A 23,232-nucleotide genomic window follows, 5' to 3' on the forward strand; every position below is an offset into this window, starting at 1 on the left:
GGGGTGTCGTTCACCACCAAAAAATCTTTGCCTTTACATCTTCTTGGGCAATACCACCGTAAACGTCGTGCCATCCGCTTCGCTCGAGCTGACTTCGATCGTGCCCTGATGGGCGAAGACCACTTCCTTGACGATGAACAGGCCCAGGCCAAGGCTGGTCGACGGGCCTGCCAGTTCCTCGCTGGCGCTGCGCACCAGCGGGTCGAAGATGGTGGCGATGGCGTCCTCGGGTATCGGCGCGCCATAGTTGTGCATGGTCAGTGTCACGCTGTCTTCGTGACCGCTGATGGTCAAGGTCACAACGTGGCTGTTGGCGCCGTGCTGCAGGGCATTGCCGATCAGGTTTTGCAGCATTTGATCGATCCGCCCGCGGTCCCATACGCCTTGGGTATCGCCCTCAATGGTCAGGACCGGCGTGCAGGCCGGCTGGCCGGCACAGGCTTCGTCCATGGCGGCCCTGGCGGCGCTGGCCAGGTCCATGGCTGCGGGTTCGACCGGCAGGCTACTGCCTAGACGGCTGCGCACCAGTTCCAGCAGATCGCTGACCATCGCCCCCATGTGCCGCGCGCCGCTTTTGATGTTTGAGACATAACCGAGCGCATCGGTATCCAGTCGGGCTTTACGCACCAGCATTTCGGCGGACATGCTGACCGCCTGCAATGGGGCACGCAGGTCATGGCCGAGGATGGCCAGGAAGATATCCCGTGAACGATTGACCTGCTCGGCGTAAGCGGCGGTGGATTCGGCCAGTGCTTCGTCGATGGCTTCGTTGAAGCGGATCATGTCCTGAAAGTAGGCCAGTTCCGGCGAGTTCAGGCCGCCTACCCACAGACGAATCACGCAGGCGCGCAAATGCCGGAACTCCGAGGTCATCTGCACCAGATCAAACCCCACGTTGTGCCTGAGCTCGCCGTGGCTGGCCGCGGCTTTATTCAGGCTCGGGGTTTTCTGCGGACCTTCGCCCATGGCCTTGGCGGCTTGTTCGCTGGCGGTCTGTGCGGTCTGCATGTCGCGTGACGCGGCCAGCAGGATCGACTTTGCGTGATCGCGCAGGACCGTCCGATCCATTGGGTCAGCGTCAGGTGCGATGGCGTTGGCAAATTGCTCCCATTCATCGACGATACGATCCATGTGTTGCACGATGAATTCGGAGAGACGCATGGTCGATGGCCCCGGGCAGTGAGCGCTGGAAGGTCTTGCATCATAGCGCCTTTGCGTTCGAGTAAAAAAGATCGGTTCGAACCCTCGGGCCTGCAAGGCCCGAGGGGGCCGAATCGATCCGACCACCGGGTTCTTCTGCCATACAACCGAGGATCAAAACAGAAAGTAGCGCTGCGCCATTGGCAACACATCTGCTGGCTCACACCAGAGCAAAATGCCATCAGCCTTGACCTGATAAGTCTGCGGATCGACGTCGATGTTCGGTAGGTAATCGTTATGGATCAGGTCGGTTTTCTGCACCTCGCGGCAACCTTTGACCACAGCGATTTTCTTCTTCAGACCCAATGATTCCGGGATGCCAGCCTCCTGTGCCGCCTGGCTGATAAAGGTCAGGCTGGTGGCATGCAGTGAGCCACCATAACTGGCAAACATCGGGCGGTAATGCACCGGTTGAGGGGTGGGGATCGAGGCATTGGCGTCGCCCATCAGGCTGGCGGCAATCGCCCCGCCCTTGAGGATCAAGGTCGGTTTGACGCCAAAGAATGCCGGGCGCCAGAGCACCAGGTCCGCCCATTTACCCACTTCGATTGAACCCACTTCGTGGCTGATGCCATGGGTGATCGCCGGGTTGATGGTGTATTTGGCGATGTAGCGTTTGACGCGGAAATTGTCGTTGCCCTCAACGTCACCCGGCAGTGGGCCGCGCTGCTTTTTCATTTTGTCGGCGGTCTGCCAGGTGCGGGTGATGACTTCACCGACACGGCCCATGGCCTGGCTGTCGGAGCTGATCATCGAGAATGCACCGAGGTCGTGCAGGATGTCTTCAGCTGCAATCGTCTCGCGGCGGATACGGCTTTCGGCGAAGGCCACGTCCTCGGCGATACTTGGGTCCAGGTGATGGCAAACCATCAGCATGTCCAGGTGTTCGTCGATGGTGTTGCGGGTGAACGGTCGGGTCGGGTTGGTCGAGCTTGGCAGCACGTTTGGAAAACCGCAGGCCTTGATGATGTCCGGAGCGTGGCCGCCGCCCGCACCTTCAGTGTGGTAGGTGTGGATGGTCCGGCCCTTGAACGCGGCGAGGGTGGTTTCGACGAAGCCGGATTCGTTCAGGGTGTCGGTGTGGATCGCCACCTGCACGTCATACTGGTCGGCGACACTCAGGCAGTTGTCGATGGCTGCCGGTGTCGTACCCCAGTCTTCATGCAGCTTGAGGCCGATGGCCCCGGCCTTGACCTGTTCGATCAGCGGCTCCGGCAGGCTGGCGTTGCCTTTGCCGGTGAACCCGATGTTCATCGGGAAGGCGTCGGCGGCCTGCAGCATGCGCGCCAGGTGCCAAGGGCCGGAGGTGCAGGTGGTGGCATTGGTGCCGGTGGCAGGGCCGGTGCCGCCACCGATCATGGTGGTGACGCCGCTCATCAGCGCTTCTTCGATCTGCTGTGGGCAGATGAAGTGGATGTGGGTGTCGATACCGCCGGCGGTGAGGATCATGCCTTCACCGGCGATCACTTCGGTGCTGGCGCCGATCGCGATGGTCACATTGGGCTGGATGTCCGGGTTGCCGGCCTTGCCGATGGCGGCGATGCGCCCGTCCTTGAGGCCGACGTCGGCTTTGACGATGCCCCAGTGGTCGATGATCAACGCGTTGGTGATCAGCGTGTCGACCACGTCGCGAGCCAGCAGTTGACCCTGGCCCATACCGTCGCGGATCACCTTGCCACCACCGAACTTCACTTCGTCACCGTAGGTGGTGAAGTCTTTTTCCACCTCGATCCACAGCTCGGTGTCGGCCAGACGGACCTTGTCACCGACGGTGGGGCCGAACATGTCGGCGTAGGCTTGTTTAGAAATTTTCATGTGCTTGCCTTGGAATTCAATGATCGTTCCCACGCTCTGCGTGGGAATGCCGCCATGGACGCTCTGCGTCCGCCGTTATGTGACGCGGAGCGTCACGGGATGCATTCCCACGCGGGAGCGTGGGAACGATCATTTTAAAAAGTCAATCCAGATCACCCATTATCCGTCCGGCAAACCCGAACACCCGGCGATGCCCGGCCAGGTCCACGAGTTCGATGTCTCGGCTCTGCCCCGGCTCGAAGCGCACGGCGGTGCCGGCCGGGATATTCAGGCGCATGCCGCGGCTGGCGGCGCGGTCGAAGGTCAGGGCGTCATTGGTTTCGAAAAAATGATAGTGCGAACCGACCTGGATCGGCCGGTCACCGCTGTTGGCAACGCTCAGGCTCAAGGTGCGGCGCCCGGCATTGAGTTCGATGTCGCCGGGCTGGATCTGATATTCGCCAGGGATCATGGGTTCACTCCACGGAGGATTTTGTAATAGATGGCGGTGGGGTGGTATTGACCGTTCGGACGGCAGGCGTAGTCCGGTATTTCGCCGACGCGGACGTAACCCAGGGATTGGTATAGGGCTTCGGCCGCTGATCCGGCCTCAGTGTCCAGATACAGCATGCCGCGCTTGTACTGCACCGCTGTCTGCTCCAGCACCTGCATCAACTGCTGACCAAGGCCGCGGCGACGGGTGTGACTGCGCACCTGCAGTTTTTGTACTTCGGCGCGGTTCAGGCCATTGGCCTTTTGGCACAGGCTCAGTTGCACAGTGGCCAGCACCTGCTCTTCATGGACCACCACCCAGAGCAGGCGGCTGCCTTGTTCGAGCTCTGCCTGGACCTCGTCGTAGTAGGCCCGTGCCTGGCTGGCATCCAGATCCGCCATGAAGCCGATCGATGCGCCGTTACCCACGCAATCGAGCAACAGTTCAATCAAACCCTGGCGGTAGTGCGCAAAGCTTTCGGCATGGACTCGACGCAGTTGGGCAGCGTTCATCGGGTATCACTCCTTGTTGGCGACTGGCGGCTCCGCGCCTGGGTTGAGGGTCAATTGCATGAAGGTCAGGTCGAGCCAGCGACCGAACTTGGTGCCCACTTGTGGCATCTGCCCGGTGGTGATGAAACCGACTCGTTCGTGCAGTCGGATCGAGGCGGCGTTGCCACTCTCGATAGCGGCGACCATCACGTGTTTGTTGCAGTCTTTGGCACGCTCGATCAATGCCGCCATCAGCCGTGGGCCGAGGCCGTTGCCGCGCTGGTCGCTGCGTACGTAAACCGAGTGTTCAACGGTGTGCCGGAAGCCATCGAAGGGCCGCCAGTCACCAAACGAAGCGTAGCCGAGTACGCTGTTGTCACCGTCGACAATCACCAGAATCGGATAACCCTGAGACTGCCGGGCACTGAACCAGGCCTGGCGGTTACCGAGGTCGACGGCCTGTTCGTTCCAGATCGCCGTGGTGTTGAGCACGGCGTCGTTATAGATGTCACGGATCGCCGGCAGATCGGCATGCTGCGCGTCACGAATGCTGTAAGTCATGGCACAGCCTCAGGCGATGGGTTGGTGGACGGTGACCAGTTTGGTGCCGTCGGGGAAGGTCGCTTCGACCTGGATTTCCGGGATCATTTCCGCGATGCCCTCCATTACCTGTTCACGGCTGAGCAGGGTGGTGCCGTAGTGCATCAACTCGGCCACAGTCCGACCGTCACGGGCGCCTTCGAGCAGCGCCGCGGAGATATAGGCCATGGCTTCCGGATAGTTTAGCTTCACGCCGCGGGCCAGCCGTCGCTCGGCCACAAGGCCGGCGGTGAAGATCAGCAGCTTGTCTTTTTCGCGTGGGGTCAGGTCCATCGTTCGAAGTCCGTTATCAGGCAGTTTAAAAGGTATGCGTGACCCCTGTAGGAGCGAGCTTGCTCGCGAAAAACGCCAAGGTACCGCAGTCATTCAAGTTGACCGCGTTATTGTTAACGCTTATCGCGAGCAAGCTCGCTCCTACAGGGGATGAAGTGTTTATGTGCTCCAGATCCTCGGTGACACAGCTTCACGGCCGAGCAGTGCGGGCCTGAGCAACCGCCACAAATCAATCAACCAGCCTCGCGCCTGCAGGGCTTCACTGGCCAGACAACGGGCTACCAGCAGCCCGGGCAATTGCGTCAGGTCACCCCTGACCGGGTTGGGCAACGAGCGGCAGGCCGCCAGCAGCTCGCTGTCGATTTCACCAGTCACGAGCAACGTTGCAAACACCGGTTGCCCGTCGAGCCCGATCGGCGAATCGAGTAAGCCGTCATCACCGACAACGCGCTGGCGTTCATGCCAGAGCAACTGACCGTCGCGGCGGATATCCAGTTGCGATTGAAAATGCCCGGCATCGAAGCGTTCGCCACTGGCCGGACGACCCAGCGCCACCACATCCCAGTAGAACAACCGGGCATCACCTTCAAGCTCGATAGAGGTGCTGAGTTCGGCCTGGGCGGCGCTGAAGATAATGGTTTCCTGTGGCAGCCATTCCAGTGTTGCGCCCGCTTCGACGTGAAAGTCCAGCTTCTGGTAAGCCGGCCCTGCGGCGCGATACCACTTGGCCGCACCGGGGCTGGTCAACTGGGACCAGGCATCGGCGCCAACATGAACGTTGATGTCCAGCCGGTCACCGCCGGCAATCCCGCCCGGCGGGTGGACGATAATGTGCTGGCAGACTTGCGGGCCTTCGGCATACAGATGCTTTTGCACCCGCAGCGGGCCTTTGTGCCGGCGCTGGACGGGGCGCGTACTGTCGCCGGATCGGGCATAGCCGAGCTCCAGCTCGGCGTGCCAGCTGGGGGTGAACAGAGCGGTGTGGGCAGGAAGGTTCATGATCAGTGCTTATCGTCAGGACGCTACAGGTTAGATCGTAACCAGGCCGCGCACACCTTCGGTTTCCATATTTTCTCCACGGCCTTGCTGGACGATCTCTCCCCGGGACATCACCAGGTATTGATCGGCCAGTTCGGCTGCGAAATCGTAGAACTGCTCCACCAGCAAAATTGCCATGTCGCCGCGTGCCGCGAGTTTTTTGATCACCGCACCGATCTCCTTGATCACCGACGGCTGAATGCCTTCGGTGGGTTCATCGAGAATCAGCAGTCGCGGACGACTGGCCAGGGCGCGGCCGATGGCCAGCTGTTGTTGCTGACCACCGGACAAGTCGCCGCCGCGACGTTGCTTCATCTGCAGCAGCACCGGGAACAGCTCATAGATAAACGCCGGGACTTCCCTGGCTTCGGAACCCGGGAAACGGGACAGGCCCATCAGCAGGTTTTCTTCCACTGTCAGTCGGCCGAAAATCTCCCGGCCTTGCGGCACGTAGGCGATTCCTGCATGCACCCGCTGGTGCGGCTTGTAACCGGTGATGGCTTTGCCTTCCCAGTTCACCGCGCCTTCTTTTGCCGGCAGCAGCCCCATCAGGCATTTGAGTAGCGTGGTCTTGCCGACGCCGTTACGCCCCAGCAGGCAGGTGACCTCGCCGACTTTCACGTCAAACGACAGACCCCGCAGGATGTGGCTACCGCCGTAATACTGGTGCAGCTTGTCGACTTGTAGCATGTTCTCATCCTTTCGAAGTTCTGCTCTTCGTAGCAGCTGGCGCAGCCTGCGTTCGGCCGCGTAGCGGTCGTAGAGCCTGCAATCGCGTTTTGTCAGGTGTATCGCCGTTGCCGAATTGCGAGTGCTTCGCCCTCGAACGCAACCTTCGGCAGCTGCTACGGTTGGGGCGCGTGCTTCAACGCCCGAGATAAACCTCAATCACCCGTTCATTGTCCTGCACCTGCTCCAGCGACCCTTCGGCCAGCACACTCCCCTGGTGCAACACGGTGACGTGGTCGGCAATCGAGCCGACGAAGCCCATGTCGTGCTCCACCACCATCAGCGAATGCTTGCCGGCCAGACTCTTGAACAGCTCGGCGGTGAATTCGGTTTCGGCGTCGGTCATTCCCGCCACCGGCTCGTCGAGCAGTAGCAGTTGCGGGTCTTGCATCAGCAGCATGCCGATTTCCAGAAACTGCTTTTGCCCGTGGGACAGCAAACCCGCCGGGCGACTGACCGACGCCGTCAGGCGAATGGTTTCCAGTACTTCGGCAATACGGTCTTGCTGCTCGCCATTGAGTTTGGCCCGCAGGCTGGCCCATACCGATTTGTCGGTTTTCTGCGCCAGCTCAAGGTTCTCGAACACGCTCAAGGCTTCGAACACGGTAGGTTTCTGGAACTTGCGACCGATCCCGGATTGGGCGATCTGCACTTCGCTCATCTGCGTCAGGTCCAGGGTTTCACCGAACCAGGCCTTGCCGTGGCTGGGACGGGTCTTGCCGGTGATCACATCCATCAGCGTCGTTTTACCGGCACCGTTGGGGCCGATGATGCAGCGCAATTCGCCGACGCCGATGTACAGGTTCAAGTCGTTCAGCGCCTTGAAGCCATCGAAGCTGACGCTAATGTCTTCCAGAGTCAGGATGGTGCCGTGGCGAGTGTTCAGACCGGGGCCGGCGCGCTGGCCGAGGCCAATCGCATCGCGGCTGGTGCCGGCGTCCTTATTGGGCTCCGGTGGGAAAAACACCGGTTCGAGCATGAATTCAGTCGTCGCAGTGACTCTCATTGTTCACCTCTTTTTTTCAGCAGCCCGATCACACCCTTGGGCAGATACAGGGTCACCACGATAAACAGCGCACCGAGGAAGAACAGCCAGTATTCGGGGAAGGCCACGGTGAACCAGCTCTTCATACCGTTGACCACACCGGCGCCGAGCAGCGGTCCGATCAACGTGCCGCGCCCGCCGAGGGCGACCCAGACTGCCGCTTCGATGGAGTTGGTCGGCGACATTTCGCCGGGGTTGATGATCCCCACTTGCGGCACGTACAACGCACCGGCCAAACCGCACAGCACCGCGCTCAACACCCAGACAAACAGCTTGAAACCGCGCGGGTCATAGCCGCAAAACATCAGGCGGTTTTCTGCGTCGCGCAGGGCGGTCAGCACTCGACCGAACTTGCTTTGCGCCAGACGCCAGCCGATGAACAGGCTGGCCACCAGCAACAGCACCGTGGCCACAAACAGCACCGCCCGGGTGTTCGGTTCGGTGATGCCGAAACCGAGAATGCTGCGGAAGTTGGTGAAGCCGTTATTGCCGCCAAAACCGGTTTCGTTGCGAAAGAACAGCAACATCCCGGCGAAGGTCAGGGCCTGGGTCATGATCGAGAAATACACGCCCTTGATCCGCGAGCGAAAGGCGAAGAAGCCGAACACCAGCGCGAGCAAACCCGGCGCCAACACCACCAGGCACATGGCCCAGAGAAAGTGGTTGGTGCCGGTCCAGTACCAGGGCAATTCGGTCCACGACAGAAAGGTCATGAACGCCGGTAGCTCGTCACCCGAGGCCTGGCGCATCAAGTACATGCCCATGGCGTAGCCGCCGAGGGCGAAGAACAGGCCGTGACCCAGTGACAGCAACCCGGCGTAACCCCAGACCAGATCCAGCGCCAACGCGACAATCGCGTAGCAAAGAATCTTGCCCACCAGGGTCAGGGTATAAGCCGAAACGTGCAGCGGATTGTCCGCCGACAACAGTGAAAGCAGCGGCAAGGCCAGCAACAGCGCGAGCACCAAACTGCCGACGATCAGAGTGACTTTGGGGCCGGCTTTTTTTGTCGCCGTGAGCATCAGAGGCTGGTTCATCAGTCGATCACCCGTCCTTTCAGTGCGAAGAGTCCTTGCGGGCGTTTCTGGATAAACAGAATGATCAGCGCGAGGATCAGAATCTTGCCGAGCACGGCACCGATTTGTGGTTCGAGAATCTTGTTGGCGATGCCCAGGCCGAAGGCCGCCAGCACGCTACCGGCCAACTGGCCGACACCGCCGAGCACCACCACCAGGAACGAATCGATAATGTAGCTCTGGCCCAGGTCCGGGCCGACGTTGCCGACCTGGCTCAGGGCGACGCCGCCGAGCCCGGCGATACCGGAGCCCAAGCCAAAGGCGAGCATGTCGACACGCCCGGTGGGCACGCCGCAGCAAGCGGCCATGTTGCGGTTCTGGGTCACGGCGCGCACGTTCAGGCCCAGGCGAGTCTTGTTCAGCAGCAGCCAGGTCAGCACTACAACGAACAGGGCGAACGCGATGATCACAATGCGGTTGTATGGCAGCACCAGGTTCGGCAGCACTTGAATGCCGCCGGAGAGCCAGGCCGGGTTGGCGACTTCGACGTTCTGCGCCCCGAACAGCAAACGCACCAACTGGATCAGCATCAGGCTGATGCCCCAGGTCGCCAGCAGGGTTTCCAACGGACGGCCGTAGAGGTGTCGAATGACCGTGCGCTCGAGAATCATGCCGATCCCCGCCGTCACAAAAAACGCCACCGGCAGCGCGACCAATGGATAGAACTCGATGGCTTGCGGCAGGAAACGCTGGAATAACAACTGCACTACATACGTGGAGTAGGCGCCGAGCATCAGCATCTCGCCGTGGGCCATATTGATGACACCCAGCAGACCGAAGGTGATCGCAAGTCCCAGCGCCGCGAGCAGCAGGATCGAACCCAGAGACATACCGCTGAAGGCCTGACCGAGCATCTCTCCGATCATCAGTTTGCGTTTGACCTGAGCCAGACTGGTTTCGGCGGCGGTGTGAACGGTTCCATCGGCTTCAACGCCCGGTTCCAGCAAGCCTTCAAGGCGAGTGCGGGCCAGCGGGTCGCCGGTTTCGCCGAGCAGCCTCACGGCCGCCAAACGCACGACTGGATCGCTGTCCACCAGTTGCAGGTTGGCCAGAGCCAGGCTCAGGGCCGCGTGAACGCCTTCGTCTTTTTCGCTGGCGAGTTGTTGCTCCAGAAATTTCAATTGCGCCGGTTTGGCGCTTTTTTGCAGTTGCTGCGCAGCGGTCAGACGCACCTTGGCGTCAGCGGCGAGCAGTTGCTGGCTGGCTTGTGCGGTGTCGATCAGACCCCGCAGGCGGTTATTCAGGCGCAAGGTTTTGGCTTCGCCGTCGAGGGTCAGTTGGCCTTGCTGCAAGGCGTTGATCAGTTCGACACGAGCCGGATCGGGCTGCGCGGCCCAGGCTTCCAGCAGTTTGGCTTGCTGCACGGGATTGGCAGCGACGAAGTCTTCGGCGTCGCCGGCGTAAGCGGCCGTCGACAGCAGTAAAAAAGCGAGAACGAAAAACAGGCGATAAAGGGACATGGCTACGTCCTGAAGGGCGACGGCGGACCTTGTAGGAGCCGAGCTTGCTCGCGATGGCGGTGTGTCTGGCAGACCGCTATCGCGAGCAAGCTCGGCTCCTACAGGGGTTGTATGTTGATCGTTCCGTCCTGGGAGCGATCAGTCCCGCTGCTTAGTTGCTCTTCACCGCGTAATCCGGCTTCTTGTCGTTACCCGGAATGAACGGGCTCCAGGGCTCGGCGCGGATCGGGCCTTCGGTCTGCCAGACCACCGAGAACTGACCGTCAGATTGAATTTCGCCGATCATCACCGGCTTGTGCAGGTGGTGGTTGGTCTTGTCCATGGTCAGGGTGTAACCCGACGGTGCGGAGAAGGTCTGGCCGGCGAGGGCTTCACGAACCTTGTCGACGTCCGTGGATTTGGCTTTCTGCGCCGCTTGCGCCCACATGTGGATGCCGACGTACGTGGCTTCCATCGGGTCGTTGGTTACGGCTTTATCCGCGCCCGGCAGGTTGTGTTTCCTGGCGTAGGCTTTCCAGTCGGCGACGAATTTTTTGTTGACCGGGTTCTCCACCGATTCGAAGTAGTTCCACGCGGCGAGGTTGCCCACCAGCGGCTTGGTGTCGATGCCACGCAGCTCTTCTTCGCCCACCGAGAACGCCACGACCGGAACGTCGGTGGCTTTCAGGCCCTGGTTGGCCAGCTCTTTATAGAAAGGCACGTTGGAGTCGCCGTTGACCGTGGAGATCACCGCAGTCTTGCCGCCGGCCGAGAATTTTTTGATGTTCGCCACGATGGTCTGGTAATCGCTGTGGCCGAACGGGGTGTAGACCTCTTCGATGTCCTTGTCCGCCACGCCTTTGGAATGCAGGAACGAGCGCAGGATTTTGTTGGTGGTACGCGGGTAGACGTAGTCGGTACCGAGCAGGAAGTAGCGCTTGGCGCTGCCACCTTCTTCGCTCATCAGGTACTCCACCGCCGGGATCGCTTGCTGGTTGGGCGCCGCACCGGTGTAGAAGACGTTCGGCGACATCTCTTCGCCTTCGTATTGCACCGGGTAGAACAGCAGGCCGTTGAGCTCTTCAAACACCGGTAGTACCGATTTGCGCGACACCGAGGTCCAGCAGCCGAACACCACCGCGACCTTGTCCTGGGTCAGCAGCTGCCGGCCCTTTTCGGCGAACAGCGGCCAGTTCGAGGCGGGGTCCACGACCACCGGCTCAAGCATCTTGCCGTTGACGCCGCCCTTGGCGTTGATCTCGTCAATGGTCATCAGCGCCATGTCTTTAAGCGAGGTTTCAGAGATCGCCATGGTCCCTGACAACGAGTGCAGGATCCCGACCTTGATGGTCTCGGCGGCCTGGATGCTCCAGGTCATACCCATCGCGGCAATCGATGCCGACAGAGTGAAAGCCTTGATCAAGCTACGACGCTTCATTGTGCGATCTCCATGATATTAAGGTTTTTTTCTTGGTTGGCAGATACGGACGCTGAAGGGGCTTTAGCAAGGGTTGTGCCCGGTCGGGCAAAGGCAAGGAAATGTCGTATTACGCAGGGTTGCAAAGCGTGCTGCGCACCAAGCCGGGGCCGACAAAAGTGCTCAGTGCGTTTGTGTGCGCCGCATTGGTGCCTGCATTGCCGGGGGCGGCGTTCGACCGCGGTTATCGTCGGCGCATCAGACCAATGAAAAACACCCCGCCAATCGCCGCAGTGGCCACGCCAATCGGCAAGTCTTCAGGCGCGATCAGCGTGCGTGCGGCGACGTCGACCCACACCAGAAAAACACTGCCGAGCAACACGCACACCGGCAGCAATCGCCGATGTTCAGCGCCGACCAATCGGCGGGCGATGTGCGGCACCATCAATCCGACAAAGCCGATGGAACCGCTGATGGACACCAATACCCCGGTCATCAGCGAGGCAATCAAAAACACCCGCAAGCGCACGCTGCGGGCATTCAGGCCTAATGTCACAGCGGTCTGTTCGCCGGCCATCAAGGCGTTCAGCGGGCGCGCCATGCCCAGCAGCAACACCAGCCCGGACACTACGCTGGCGGCCGGAATCGCCAGCAGTTCCCAGCGCGCCAGACCGAGGCCGCCGAGCATCCAGAACATCACGGCTGAACTTGCCCGGTGATCGCCGAGAAACAACAGCAGGTTGGCGATTGCCATCATCACGAAGGACACCGCGACACCACACAGCAGCAATCGATCACTGTCCAGGCGACCGTTGCGATTGGCGATGGCCAGCACCACCAGCATGCTCAGCAGTGCACCGATAAACGCCGCGATCGGCAGGGTCAGCAGGCCGACGATTTCGCCGACATGTAGCACTACGATCACCGCGCCCAAGGTGGCGCCGGAGGTCACGCCCAGCAGGTGCGGGTCGGCCAGCGGGTTGCGGGTCACCGCTTGCAGCACCGCGCCAGTCAACGCCAGGCCGGCGCCGACCAGCGCACCAAGCAACATCCGCGGCACGCGAATCAGCCAGACGATGTGTTCCTGCCCGGCGCTCCAGCTCACTTCGCCGAGACCGAATGCCTTGTACAGAAGAATCCGCCAGACCACGTCCACCGGCACCCGCGCCGAACCCGCGCCAAGCGACACCACACAGGACACCAACAGCAGCGCGCCGAGACCGATCAGCAGCTGGGCATAACGACGGCTGATCATTCGCCGTGGAAACCCTTGGCCATGGTTTCAATCGCTGCGACGTTATCGATGCCCGGTGTGGCCTGGACGTAGGGGATGACGATGAAACGCTGATTCTTGATTGCGTCTACCGACTGCAGTGCCGGGTTGTTTTCCAGGAACTGTTGCTTTTGCCCGGCGCTGACTTCGCCATAGTCGACGATCACGATCACCTGTGGATTGCGCTCGACCACATTTTCCCAGTTGACCCGGGTCCAGCTGGCCTCGACGTCATCAAGGATATTGCGCCCGCCGGCGGCGTCGATCAGTGCTTGTGGCATGCCCAGTCGACCTGACGTCATGGCGCGGTCCTCGCCGCTGTCGTAGAGGAACACCCTGGGTTTTTCTGCTGGCAGGTCCTTCTGGATCTCGGCGACTTGCGCCTGCATGTCGGCGATCAGCTGGTTGGCGCGATCCTGCACATCGAAAATTTTCCCGAGATTGCGCAGGTCGTTGTAGGTGTCTTCCAGCGTAGCGGGGGGACGCTTCATTACGAAGGCGCAGGACTCGGTCAGTTCATAGACATTAATTCCCAGCGGGCCGAGGGTCTGCGGCGTCAGGTCACCGCCCACACGCATACCGTAATCCCAACCGGCAAAGAAGAAATCGACATTGGCATTGAGCAGGGTTTCCACCGACGGGTACTTGCTCGCCAGTTCCGGCAAACCGTCGAGGATGCTCTGCATCCGGGGTGTCACGGCTTTCCAGCCACTGATGCCGCTGTACCCGACCATGCTCGGTTTGAGGCCGAGTGCGAGCATCATTTGAGTCATATTGATGTCGTGACTGAGGGCGTGTCTGGGCGCCTTTTTGAAGGTCACCTGTCGGTTGCAGCTCTGGATCGTCAGCGGGTAATGGGTGGCTTCGGCGAATGCCTGGGCAGTGCCGGACAGCAAGGCGACAGACAGACTGGCACGCAGCAGGGAACGCAAAATCATGGTTGGGTTATCCAGGTAATTCGTGGGTAGCCGGACAGCGGGTGTCGGTCGATCAAGGCTTGGACACCGAAGACTTCGCGCAGCAACTGAACGGTCAGCACTTCGTGCGGTGTACCGCTGGCGACAATGCGCCCGCCGTTGATGACGTACAGCCGATCACAAAACGCCGCGGCGAGATTGAGGTCATGGATGCTGGCGAGGGTGCCGATCTGCAAGCGTTTGACCCGTTGCAACAGCTCCAGCTGATAACGCGGATCGAGGTGGTTGGTCGGCTCGTCGAGGATCAGCAGTTGCGGTTGCTGAGCCAGGGCGCGGGCGAGGATTACCCGCTGCTTCTCACCGCCGGACAGGGTGGCGAAGGCGTGATCCTCGAAACCCCGCAGGCCGACTGATTCCAGTGCTTGCTGACAGATGCGTCGATCTTCGAGGGTGTCGCCGTCGAACAGACCTTTGTGCGGTGTGCGGCCCATGGCGACCACCTCATCGACGGTCAGGCCAAAGGCATCGGGGAATTCTTGCAGCACCACCGCGATGCGCTGCGCGCACCAGCGAGGCGACTGTTTCCAGACATTGTGATGTTCGAGTTTGACCTCGCCGCTTTCCGGTTTTCTGAAGCGATAGGCACAGCGCAGCAGGCTGGTTTTGCCGCTGCCGTTGGGCCCGATCAAACCGACGAACTCACCCGCCGACACCTGCAGGCAGGCCTCACGCAGTTGGAACTGGTGATGGCAATGGCCGTGACCCAGAGGGGTCCAGGCCAGGTTGGTGAGGTTCAGCGAGGTCATTCAATACTCATTAATTGCGTTGAGGCAGAATCCATCGCGGGCAAGGGCCAGGCGCCCCCCCTTGCTCCTGCAGGATCACGCTGTACCGTAGGAGCGAGGCTTGCCCGCGAAAATGTGAGGAACATTGCGGGCCGGCATTGTAGAGCCTGCAAGGCCGTTTCATATATCTCGCAGTCTTCAGCTTGAAGATGAGGCCGGCTCAGCTTTCCCCGCCAGCCGTGACAGTAGTATCCGGTCCAGGATCCACACCGCGATCAACGATGCCCCGACCAACGGAAATGCCACAGCCAATGCGAACATGATGACCATCGCGGTTTTCCACTTCGCCAGGTCGTGGCGCAATGGCGGAACACCGAGTCGACCTTGTGGGCGGCGCTTCCACCAGATCACCACGCCGCTGACTGCGCTGAGCAAAATCATCAGGCACACCAGCAGCACCACGATCTGATTGAACGCTCCGAACATCTTGCCTTCGTGCAGCATCACGCCCATTTCCGTGGCGCGGGCGACGTTGCTGTAGTGCTGCCACCGCACATCGGCGAGCACGCTGGCGGTGTATTGATCGACATGCAGGGTCGCGTCGTTACGTGGGTCGTCGGCGAACACAGCGATGGTGAAAACGCCGGTGGCGGTGGTCGGGAAGGTGATGCTATAGCCCGGCTCTACCTGACGCTGGACGGCAATGTTCTGCACCTCTTGCAGCGAGATTGTCGGCGCGGCCGCAGCGGTTGAGCTGCCGGTGTGAGCCATGTGTTCGGCATGGTCGCCGGACATCGGCATCGGCGTGTTTTCCATTGCCCACGGTACGGTCTGGCGCGTCGCCGTATTGAGGCTGCGAGCCTCTTGATCGGACTTTGGCACCTCGTTCCACATGGCCGCCGGGAAGCGGTTCCAGAGCTCGGCGTATTGCTTGCCCCAAAAGCCGGTCCAGGTCATGCCGCTGAGCAGCATCACCAGCAGAAACGCCGCGCCCCAGAAACCGGTCACCGCATGCAAGTCGCGCCAGAACAAGCGCCCGCGATTGCTCAATCGTGGCCATAACACACCGGCCGATGACTTGCCTCGCGGCCACCACAGGTACAGACCGGAAATCACCAGCATGATGCCCCAGCCGGCAGACAGCTCGACCAGTCGATCACCCACGGTGCCGATCATCAGCTCACCATGAATGGCGCGGGCGATGGCTTGCAGGTTTTTCCTGGCGTCCTGGTCACCGAGGATTTCTCCGCGGTACGGATCGATGAACACGTTCAGTTCATGACCGTCGTTTTGCACCACGAACTGCGCACTGCGTTCGGGGTTGACCGGCGGCAGGTATTGCTTGACCTGCCCCTGCGGATAAGCGACCTGCACACGGCGAAGTTGCTCGTCGGCGCCAAGCGTTTGATGACCGGCCGGGACGTTCAGCAGGTTGCCGTACATCAACGGGTCGAGTTGGGGTTTGAACAGGTAGATGATCCCGGTCAGGGCCAGCATCACCATGAACGGCGCGACGAACAGCCCGGCATAGAAATGCCAGCGCCAGGCCAGGTTGTAGAAAGACACTTTAGGTTGGCTCATCAGGAGCGCTCCGCTTTGGCATGGATCTTTTAATGTTTTTTGCGACTGCTTCGCAGTCGATCGCGGGCAAACCTCGCTCCTACGCGAATATGTGATCCCTGTAGGAGCGAGGCTTGCCCGCGAAGCTTTTTAGAAACTCATATCCACCTTGGTCCAGAGCGTGCGCCCCGGTTCGTTGATGGCTTGCGGAACAGGTTGTCGACGCCGCTGCTGGCCGGCACTGGTTGGCGTGGATCTTTCGGGTTGGTGATGATGGTCAACGGTGAGCTGGGGGCAATGGCGGTGATCACCGTCGGGCTCGGTTCGTTTGTATGTCGGGTGTGTTCATCGGGTTGTTCGGCTGCCAAAACCAGCGGTGTCAGCAGCGCGCCGTGGAGGACGGCTATGCCCTGTTTGAGGCGAAGACCTGGCTCGTTCAGGGCAAGAAGAGAATGTGCCTGAGCAGAGCGCAAGCGAGTGTCAGTAGAAAACCTGGACATAAAGGTTCCATCAATCAATCGTAAACAACACGGCCAGCAGCCTGCGGCTGTCTTTTCTACAGTCGGCCGGGTGATGTGAAATGTGGGTGTTTACTTGATGATGGGCGGGGCGCGGGTTCGGGCGCCGGGGAAGACTGCTTGCCGGGCATGGCCCAAACGCGGGAAGGGGCTGATGAAATTCGTCGGCGGCGGTGTGTCGAATGCCGCGAACGACAGGCTACCGGGCAGCGCCGGGCAGTTGAACAGGAGGCTGCAATACCCGCACTTCTCCCAGAGCATTTGATGCTCGGCAGGCGCCTTGACGGGTTTGGCATCGTGGTTCGAAGTGCCATGGCAGCCGGGCTCGTCCATGCGCATGTCCATCGACATGTTCATTGGCATGGCGTGATCCATCGGCATCGCTTGGGAAATCAGCGGACCGATAAAGATCATCAGCATGGCGAACAGGCTGATCCAGCTACCGCGTTTGACCCTCAACGAATCATGATGCGGCACTGATCGCCTGACGCTTGGCGAGCGCAGGGCGTTCACAGGTGTTGTGGGCTGTGATTACTGGGCGTGCATATGCTCTTCAGTGCCTGCGGGCGCTTGCTTCTGCACCGCGACCTCGACGGTTACGTCGCCTGATTTTTCAAAATGCAGGGTCATTGGGAAGCGCTTTCCTTCGCTCAGCAAGCTGCGGTCTTTGAGCTCCAGCAGCATCACGTGGTAGGCCATTGGCGCGAAGCTAATGTCGCCACCGGCGGGGATTTCCACGCTCGGCACTTGCTGCATTTTCATCAGGTCGCCTTGCTTCACATGCTCGTGCAGCTCGGCCAGTCCTGCAATCGGCGAGGCCACGCTGAGCAGGCGGTCGGCGGTTTTGCCGTTGTTGTGAATGACGAAATAGGCTGCGACGGTCGGGGCATTGGGTGGCAGTTCCTGCGACCACGGATGAGCGATGTGCAATTGGCCGGCAGCATATTCGTGAGCATGGGCAAAGCAGGCAGGCAACAGCAAAGCGGCGAGAAGCAGAGACTGCTTCACCAGGGTTTGTTTCAACATGGCAGTTCTCCAGAACGATTCAAAACGCAGATCAATTGCGAGAAGGAGTCAGACCAGAGGCGAGGCGCGGGGATTGAGGTTCGGCCATTGCTGGCGCGGCGTGGGCGTTTCGAAGGTGGGCGGCGGCACGCTTCTATTGGACTCGAACCGAGCGAAATACAGCTGCGGCACATACCCCGGCAACGCCACCAACGGTGCCGAACCCGAACAGCACCAGCAATGCTGCATGTTGGAGTGATCGTCGTTTTGTGGTGCTTTTTGCTCAAGCGTGCCCAGCGAAATCGCTACCAGTCTGGTGCCGTTCGAGGAGCAGAAGCTGCCCCACAACAACTGCTCGGCAGGCGACTGATTCGCAGCCTGGGGCATCGTCCCGGAAATCGGCATGGCGAGCATGTTGAACAGCACTGCAAAGCAGGCGATCCAGGCAAATGCAAGCCGTTGTCGGGACATCGGTCAGATCCGTTGAGATGGACGATCAAGCAAGGTATTTAGCCTGATCAAGGGCGATAAGTAAAAAGACCGCGTGCGGTTTGGTGTCGCAGTGCCTTGGCCAGCAGGTACAAAAGTCTGCGCGCGACTTCCGGCTCGTCGATTCGAAAGAGTGTAGCGGCTTCGATTCGTAATGCCTGGGCGAATACCGGTTGTGGCTCGGCACTGGTGTCGTGATCGACGCGGTCCAATAATGAAATGGCTACCCCCCGCCGCCCCCTGCGAAAGCTTAGTGGGCGATCATAGGGGGCGGCGGGGGGTAGCCATAGATGTGGGAGCTGGCTTGCCTGCGATCGAGTGCGCAGCACTCGCAATGATTACTGCCGCACAGAAGTTTACTGGGGTAACAGATAACCTTGCTGCGTCAGCGCCTCGAGCGTATTGGCGACAGTCCCAAACTCGCGCTCAACCCTCAGCATTTCCGGCCGCTTCAATATCAACACCGGCACCTCACGCTCGCGCGCCACTTCCAGCTTGGGTTCGGTGGCGCTGCTGCCGCTGTTTTTACTGATCAGCACATCAATCCGGCGCCGTTCGAACAGCTCCCGCTCATCGTCGATTAAAAACGGCCCACGGGCGCCGATCACTTCGCAGCGCTGATTGCCGGGATACGGGTCGAGTGCTCGTAAAGTCCAGAACTGTCCGTCCGGGATTTCATCCAGATGCTGCAACGGCTCGCGCCCCAGGGTGAACAGCGGGCGCTTGAAGGGCTTGAGCGCTTCAACCAACCCGGCCCAATCGCTGACTTCCCGCCAGTCATCACCTGCCTGTGCTTGCCAGGCCGGTCGCCGCAGCGCCCAGCAGGGTATGCCGCTCAATTGCGCAGCGGTCGCGGCGTTCTGGCTGATTTGTGCGGCATAGGGGTGGGTGGCGTCGAGCAACAAGTCGATGCCTTCGTCTTCGATGAACTGCGCCAAACCTGCCGCGCCGCCATAGCCACCGACCCGGACCTGACAGGTCAAATCCGTCGGCACCCGGCCGATGCCCGCCAGGCTGTAGACATGTTGCGGGCCCAGCGTGCGGGCAATCGCCAAGGCTTCGGTGACGCCGCCGAGCAGCAGTAACCGTTTCATTGAAAAGCTCCGGCATGGCCGACGATGCCGCCCTGGCGATCGATGGCAAACACCTCGACCTGAACCTGCGCCGGTACCACGCTGCGGGCGAAGTCCAGTGCGTGTTGGCACACCGCATCGCCAAGGGCGATTCCGACAGCGCTGGCCATGGCCAAGGCTTGTTGACTGGTATTGGCTTCGCCGATGGCTTGCTGCAAGGCGTCATCGGCGCCGACGTCTGCCGCCCATTGCGCCAGTTGCGGCAGGTCAATGCTCGAATGACGGCTGTGCAAATCCATATGCCCGGCGGCAAGTTTGCTGATTTTGCCAAAGCCACCACAAATGCTGAGTTTATCCACAGGCACTTTGCGCAAATGCTTGAGCACCGCACCGACAAAGTCGCCCATTTCGATCAGGGCGATCTCAGGCAGGTCGTATACGCGGCGCATGGTGTCTTCGCTGGCGTTGCCGGTACAGGCGGCGATATGCGTGTAACCATTGGTTTTGGCGACGTCGATGCCCTGGTGGATCGAGGCGATGTAGGCCGCGCAGGAGAACGGCCGGACAATACCACTGGTGCCGAGAATCGACAGGCCGCCGAGGATACCCAGCCGTGGGTTCATGGTTTTCAGTGCAAGGGCTTCGCCGCCCTCGACGTTGATCGTGACCTCAAAGCCGCCGTCGTAATTACGCTCTTGCGCCAGTTGCAGCAGGTGATCAGTGATCATCTTGCGTGGCACCGGGTTGATCGCCGGTTCACCGACGCCCAGTACCAGCCCCGGCCGGGTGACTGTGCCGACGCCAAGGCCTGCGCTGAAACGTATACCCGGTTCGGCGTTCAAGCGTACATGGGAATACAGCAACGCGCCGTGGGTGACGTCTGGATCATCGCCGGCATCCTTGATCGTTCCGGCTTCGGCGCCGTCTTCGGCCAGGCGACAAAACTCGAGGCGCATCTGTACGTGCTTGCCTTTGGGCAGGGTGATATCCACTGCGTCGTGGCTGATACCGCTGAGCAGCAAGCGGGCGGCAGCGAGGCTGGTGGCGGTGGCGCAACTGCCGGTAGTCAGGCCGCTGCGCAGGGGCGCAGGTTGTTCGGCGGTTTCGTCACGCATGGAGCTGGCAATTCCTTTGTAGGAGCGAGCGGTGCGGCGATCCGACTTGCCCGCGATGGCATACTCGAACTTCACACATCATCAGGCTTGACTACTTCCAGCAAGGTAATCGGCAACGCCTGGCGCCAGGTATCGAAATCCCCCAGGGGCTGCGCCTGAGCGATATGAATGCGGGTCAGTTCACCGCCATGCTGTTCGCGCCAGGCCATCAAGGTCATTTCGCTTTGCAGGGTGACGGCGTTTGCGATCAGCCGGCCGCCGGGTTTCAATTGCTCCCAGCAGGTGTCGAGCACGCCCTCGCGGGTGACGCCGCCGCCAATGAAAATCGCATCCGGTCGCTCCAGGCCTGTCAGCGCTTGCGGCGCGCTGCCGCGAATCAATTGCAAGCCGGGGACGCCGAGGGCATCACGATTGTGTTCGATCAGTTGCTGACGGCCGTCATCGGCCTCGATGGCCAAGGCGCGACAGCCTGGATGAGCGCGCATCCATTCAATGCCGATCGAGCCGCTGCCGGCGCCGACATCCCACAGCAACTCGCCTGGCACTGGAGCCAGGCGGGCGAGGGTGATGGCGCGAACGTCACGCTTGGTCAGTTGCCCATCGTGTTTGAAAGCCGCATCCGGCAGCCCGGCGAGTCGCGATAAGCGCGGTGTGCCGGGTTCGGCGATGCAGTCGATGGCGACCAGATTCAGATCGGCGATGGTCGGCTCGCTCCAGTCGCCGGCAATACCTTCGATGCGTCGTTCGGCAGGTCCGGCCAAGTGTTCCAGTACCGTGATCCGGCTCGGCCCGAACCCCCGCTCACGCAACAGCGCGGCGATCGCCGCGGGGCTCTGGCCATCGTTGCTCAGTACCAGCAAACGAATACCGCTAAATAGTTGTGCGCCCAGGGCTGCCACAGGGCGGGCGACCACCGAGAGCGTCACCACCTCTTGCAGCGGCCAGCCCAGTCGAGCGGCCGCCAACGAGTAGGAGGACGGCGCGGACAAAACCTGCATCTCATCGTTGGCCACCTGCCGCGCCAGGCTAGCGCCGACGCCGAACAGCATTGGATCGCCGCTGGCCAACACACAGACAGGCTCGCCGCGCTGCGCCAGCACCGGTTCCAGGGAGAACGGGCTGGGCCACAGTTGACGCTCGCCACGGATGCAAACCGGTAACAAGTCCAGTTGCCGCTGGCCGCCAAAAATCCGTGAAGCGCCCAGCAGGGCGTGTCGAGCATTCTTGCCCAGACCGCTGAAGCCGTCTTCACCGATTCCTACTACTGTCAGCCAGGGCGCCATCCATATTCCTCAAACAAAAAAACAGTGGCTCCGAGACACGGGTTGGCTGGGCCTCGGACCAAAGCGCAATGATAGCGCGGCTTCGATAGGTTTTTCCTGCGCTGTTCGACAGGTGCTCAGAATGACCGCGGGATGAACTGGATAATACGAATGTTTTGCCGATGGTTAAGGACGGCCTGAATTAGCCACCGATATTTCGAGGCCCCTTCCATTTGCGACTCAAAAAATGGGTGGTCTGCCAAAAAACGGGCGTTGGCTGTTGTTAATTCATGTCTTTTCCTTGGACTGCGCCTTTTCTCGGCACACTTCGCGCATCGCAGGCGCGCCTCTCCCGCACCCAGCAACCGCTTTCGCATCATTCACAGGTTTGACAGAGTAAATAGTGTGGTCTGTTGCGCGGTGTTTTTCAGAAGTTCGCAATAGCGCACTTTCGTATAACCCGTCCGATCCATCTCAATCGGGAAGTGCTTGCGCAGGGGCTGCTGACACTTGCCGGCATGTCTGTTTCATCGAGGCTCAACCGCTCCGTTCATGTGAGGTGTGTATGTCTCCAGGTATGGAAGTCTTTTTCAGCGTTTCCTTAAGCCTGACTTTTCTCCGGGCAAACTATGGGTGAAGAGCGTGTTGTTGATGGGGTGTTGTGTGAAAGGATGAGTAATTGAATTGTTTTGTTTTTTAAAGTTTGGCTTTGTGAGTCGTGTGTCTGAATTTTTATCTGCATTTGACTAGGTTTAATAAGCAGTGTCGAAAATTGCTTTTTAGATAATGGTTTACTCGGATGCTGTACGGAAGGCTTTGTGGATGCTCTGGATGAAATACAATATTTAAGGACCGTTGAAATGATTAGAACATCGATGGATGCCCCCGCGAGTCTTGAGGCGCGACTGGCCTTCATTAACACCGCACAATTACCTCCTGTGCACCGATCTTCGACGCGCGCCTGGATCGATAAAAAGACGCGTGGTTTGACAGGGCCGGGCAAGGGGCGTGCAGCCGTGGTGGGCAGTGCTTTACTGTCGTTCACCTCCGGGGTGTCTCGACAAGATCAACAGGATGTACAGGACTGCGTACTGTATTTGGAACAATATACTGATACGAAGTATGACCGAGAGAGTCAGTGGTATGAATGGCTGCAGCATTTTACGCTTGGGCTTTGGCACTTAGGGTGGATACATGATCGCCCGGTCATGCTTGAGAGCCACTTGACGACGCTCTACGGTCCAATCACTCAGTCCATTCTGGATGTCTTGAAGCCAATATCCAGTGGGGCCATGTATAACGTGGCCGTTGATGCATTCAATGCTTTGAAAAATAATCTGGCTGCATTGAAACTGTTCTCATCAAAGAGCGCCAGAGCGGGAGGGCGAAGTTTCCAGGTGATGCCATGTGCCGATAATGGCCAGGGTCAACTATCAATGGCGGTGAGTCATTCATGGTTTGTTTTTGTCAAGACTTCGGAGGAGTTTCTATTTATAAAGTGGGAGGAGCAGGAAACCACGCTGGTGCACCACTATGGATATTTCACCCTCGATCGCAGGCGTTTTTTCGAAATAAGAGAGGCTATGCTAAAGAAAATTACAGACCGATCATCAGGTTATTTCGAGGAGCTGACGCTATAA

The 23,232-nt window shown here is 60.0% G+C and carries 23 protein-coding genes and 1 pseudogene; 1 reads left to right on the top strand and 23 read right to left on the bottom strand.

From position 1 onward, the window contains the following. Window positions 1–33 precede the first annotated feature (33 nt). From AC07UI_RS16420 to cbiE, 23 genes and pseudogenes are all read right to left on the bottom strand, one after another. Window positions 34–1,161, bottom strand: a complete 1,128-nt coding sequence (locus tag AC07UI_RS16420; RefSeq protein ID WP_494993480.1) for a sensor histidine kinase — start codon at window positions 1,159–1,161, stop codon at window positions 34–36. 153 nt (window positions 1,162–1,314) lie between these two features. Beyond that, the gene (ureC, locus tag AC07UI_RS16425; RefSeq protein WP_494993481.1) at window positions 1,315–3,015 is read right to left on the bottom strand and encodes an urease subunit alpha; all 1,701 of its coding nucleotides are present in this window, start codon (window positions 3,013–3,015) and stop codon (window positions 1,315–1,317) included. 142 nt (window positions 3,016–3,157) lie between these two features. Next, a complete protein-coding gene (locus AC07UI_RS16430) occupies window positions 3,158–3,466 on the bottom strand; it encodes an urease subunit beta (protein WP_494993482.1) in 309 nt (102 codons plus the stop codon). Continuing rightward, window positions 3,463–3,999, bottom strand: a complete 537-nt coding sequence (locus AC07UI_RS16435; RefSeq protein WP_494993483.1) for a GNAT family N-acetyltransferase — start codon at window positions 3,997–3,999, stop codon at window positions 3,463–3,465. The genes AC07UI_RS16430 and AC07UI_RS16435 overlap by 4 nt, the downstream gene beginning before the upstream one ends. Before the next feature lie 6 nt (window positions 4,000–4,005). Next, window positions 4,006–4,539 (bottom strand): GNAT family N-acetyltransferase, encoded by a 534-nt coding sequence (locus AC07UI_RS16440; protein WP_494993484.1) that lies wholly within the window; start codon window positions 4,537–4,539, stop codon window positions 4,006–4,008. 9 nt (window positions 4,540–4,548) lie between these two features. Then, window positions 4,549–4,851 (bottom strand): urease subunit gamma, encoded by a 303-nt coding sequence (gene ureA, locus AC07UI_RS16445; RefSeq protein ID WP_494993485.1) that lies wholly within the window; start codon window positions 4,849–4,851, stop codon window positions 4,549–4,551. A gap of 159 nt (window positions 4,852–5,010) precedes the next feature. Continuing rightward, complete coding sequence (locus tag AC07UI_RS16450) at window positions 5,011–5,850, bottom strand: urease accessory protein UreD (protein ID WP_494993486.1); 840 nt, start codon at window positions 5,848–5,850, stop codon at window positions 5,011–5,013. A 30-nt stretch (window positions 5,851–5,880) separates the two neighbouring features. Further along, a complete protein-coding gene (gene urtE, locus AC07UI_RS16455; RefSeq protein WP_494993487.1) occupies window positions 5,881–6,579 on the bottom strand; it encodes an urea ABC transporter ATP-binding subunit UrtE in 699 nt (232 codons plus the stop codon). A gap of 175 nt (window positions 6,580–6,754) precedes the next feature. After that, on the bottom strand, window positions 6,755–7,624 hold the full coding sequence (gene urtD / locus AC07UI_RS16460; protein WP_494993488.1) for an urea ABC transporter ATP-binding protein UrtD: 870 nt from the start codon (window positions 7,622–7,624) through the stop codon (window positions 6,755–6,757). Continuing rightward, window positions 7,621–8,700 (bottom strand): urea ABC transporter permease subunit UrtC, encoded by a 1,080-nt coding sequence (gene urtC, locus AC07UI_RS16465; protein WP_494993489.1) that lies wholly within the window; start codon window positions 8,698–8,700, stop codon window positions 7,621–7,623. Before urtC ends, urtD begins: the two co-directional genes overlap by 4 nt. Further along, entirely contained in the window at window positions 8,700–10,199 is a 1,500-nt protein-coding gene (gene urtB, locus AC07UI_RS16470) for an urea ABC transporter permease subunit UrtB (protein ID WP_494993490.1), read from the bottom strand. The genes urtC and urtB overlap by 1 nt, the downstream gene beginning before the upstream one ends. Window positions 10,200–10,350: 151 nt before the next feature. Next, window positions 10,351–11,616: an urea ABC transporter substrate-binding protein gene (urtA, locus tag AC07UI_RS16475; protein ID WP_494993491.1), complete on the bottom strand. Its 1,266-nt coding sequence runs from the start codon at window positions 11,614–11,616 to the stop codon at window positions 10,351–10,353. Window positions 11,617–11,839: 223 nt separating this feature from the next. After that, complete coding sequence (locus tag AC07UI_RS16480) at window positions 11,840–12,850, bottom strand: FecCD family ABC transporter permease (protein ID WP_494993492.1); 1,011 nt, start codon at window positions 12,848–12,850, stop codon at window positions 11,840–11,842. Beyond that, window positions 12,847–13,806, bottom strand: coding sequence for an ABC transporter substrate-binding protein (locus AC07UI_RS16485; protein ID WP_494993493.1), 960 nt, complete (start codon window positions 13,804–13,806; stop codon window positions 12,847–12,849). Before AC07UI_RS16485 ends, AC07UI_RS16480 begins: the two co-directional genes overlap by 4 nt. Further along, entirely contained in the window at window positions 13,803–14,591 is a 789-nt protein-coding gene (locus tag AC07UI_RS16490; protein WP_494993494.1) for an ABC transporter ATP-binding protein, read from the bottom strand. Before AC07UI_RS16490 ends, AC07UI_RS16485 begins: the two co-directional genes overlap by 4 nt. Before the next feature lie 177 nt (window positions 14,592–14,768). After that, window positions 14,769–16,151 (bottom strand): PepSY-associated TM helix domain-containing protein, encoded by a 1,383-nt coding sequence (locus AC07UI_RS16495; protein WP_494993495.1) that lies wholly within the window; start codon window positions 16,149–16,151, stop codon window positions 14,769–14,771. Window positions 16,152–16,342: 191 nt separating this feature from the next. Then, window positions 16,343–16,630, bottom strand: a pseudogene (locus AC07UI_RS16500) (TonB-dependent copper receptor); the annotation flags it as partial. Window positions 16,631–16,720: 90 nt separating this feature from the next. Next, window positions 16,721–17,125 (bottom strand): DUF2946 domain-containing protein, encoded by a 405-nt coding sequence (locus AC07UI_RS16505; RefSeq protein ID WP_494993496.1) that lies wholly within the window; start codon window positions 17,123–17,125, stop codon window positions 16,721–16,723. 54 nt (window positions 17,126–17,179) lie between these two features. After that, on the bottom strand, window positions 17,180–17,659 hold the full coding sequence (locus AC07UI_RS16510; RefSeq protein WP_494993627.1) for a copper chaperone PCu(A)C: 480 nt from the start codon (window positions 17,657–17,659) through the stop codon (window positions 17,180–17,182). Window positions 17,660–17,722: 63 nt separating this feature from the next. Then, the gene (locus tag AC07UI_RS16515; RefSeq protein WP_494993497.1) at window positions 17,723–18,124 is read right to left on the bottom strand and encodes a DUF2946 domain-containing protein; all 402 of its coding nucleotides are present in this window, start codon (window positions 18,122–18,124) and stop codon (window positions 17,723–17,725) included. Between the two features lie 374 nt (window positions 18,125–18,498). Then, entirely contained in the window at window positions 18,499–19,236 is a 738-nt protein-coding gene (locus AC07UI_RS16520; RefSeq protein ID WP_494993498.1) for a cobalt-precorrin-6A reductase, read from the bottom strand. Beyond that, entirely contained in the window at window positions 19,233–20,330 is a 1,098-nt protein-coding gene (locus tag AC07UI_RS16525; protein ID WP_494993499.1) for a cobalt-precorrin-5B (C(1))-methyltransferase, read from the bottom strand. The genes AC07UI_RS16520 and AC07UI_RS16525 overlap by 4 nt, the downstream gene beginning before the upstream one ends. A 71-nt stretch (window positions 20,331–20,401) precedes the next feature. Further along, window positions 20,402–21,613, bottom strand: a complete 1,212-nt coding sequence (gene cbiE, locus AC07UI_RS16530; protein ID WP_494993500.1) for a precorrin-6y C5,15-methyltransferase (decarboxylating) subunit CbiE — start codon at window positions 21,611–21,613, stop codon at window positions 20,402–20,404. A gap of 797 nt (window positions 21,614–22,410) precedes the next feature. Here cbiE and AC07UI_RS16535 point away from each other — a divergent pair. Continuing rightward, entirely contained in the window at window positions 22,411–23,232 is an 822-nt protein-coding gene (locus AC07UI_RS16535) for a hypothetical protein (RefSeq protein WP_494993501.1), read from the top strand.

The sequence above is a fragment of the Pseudomonas sp. GW821-FHT04C07 genome, from assembly GCF_059420325.1.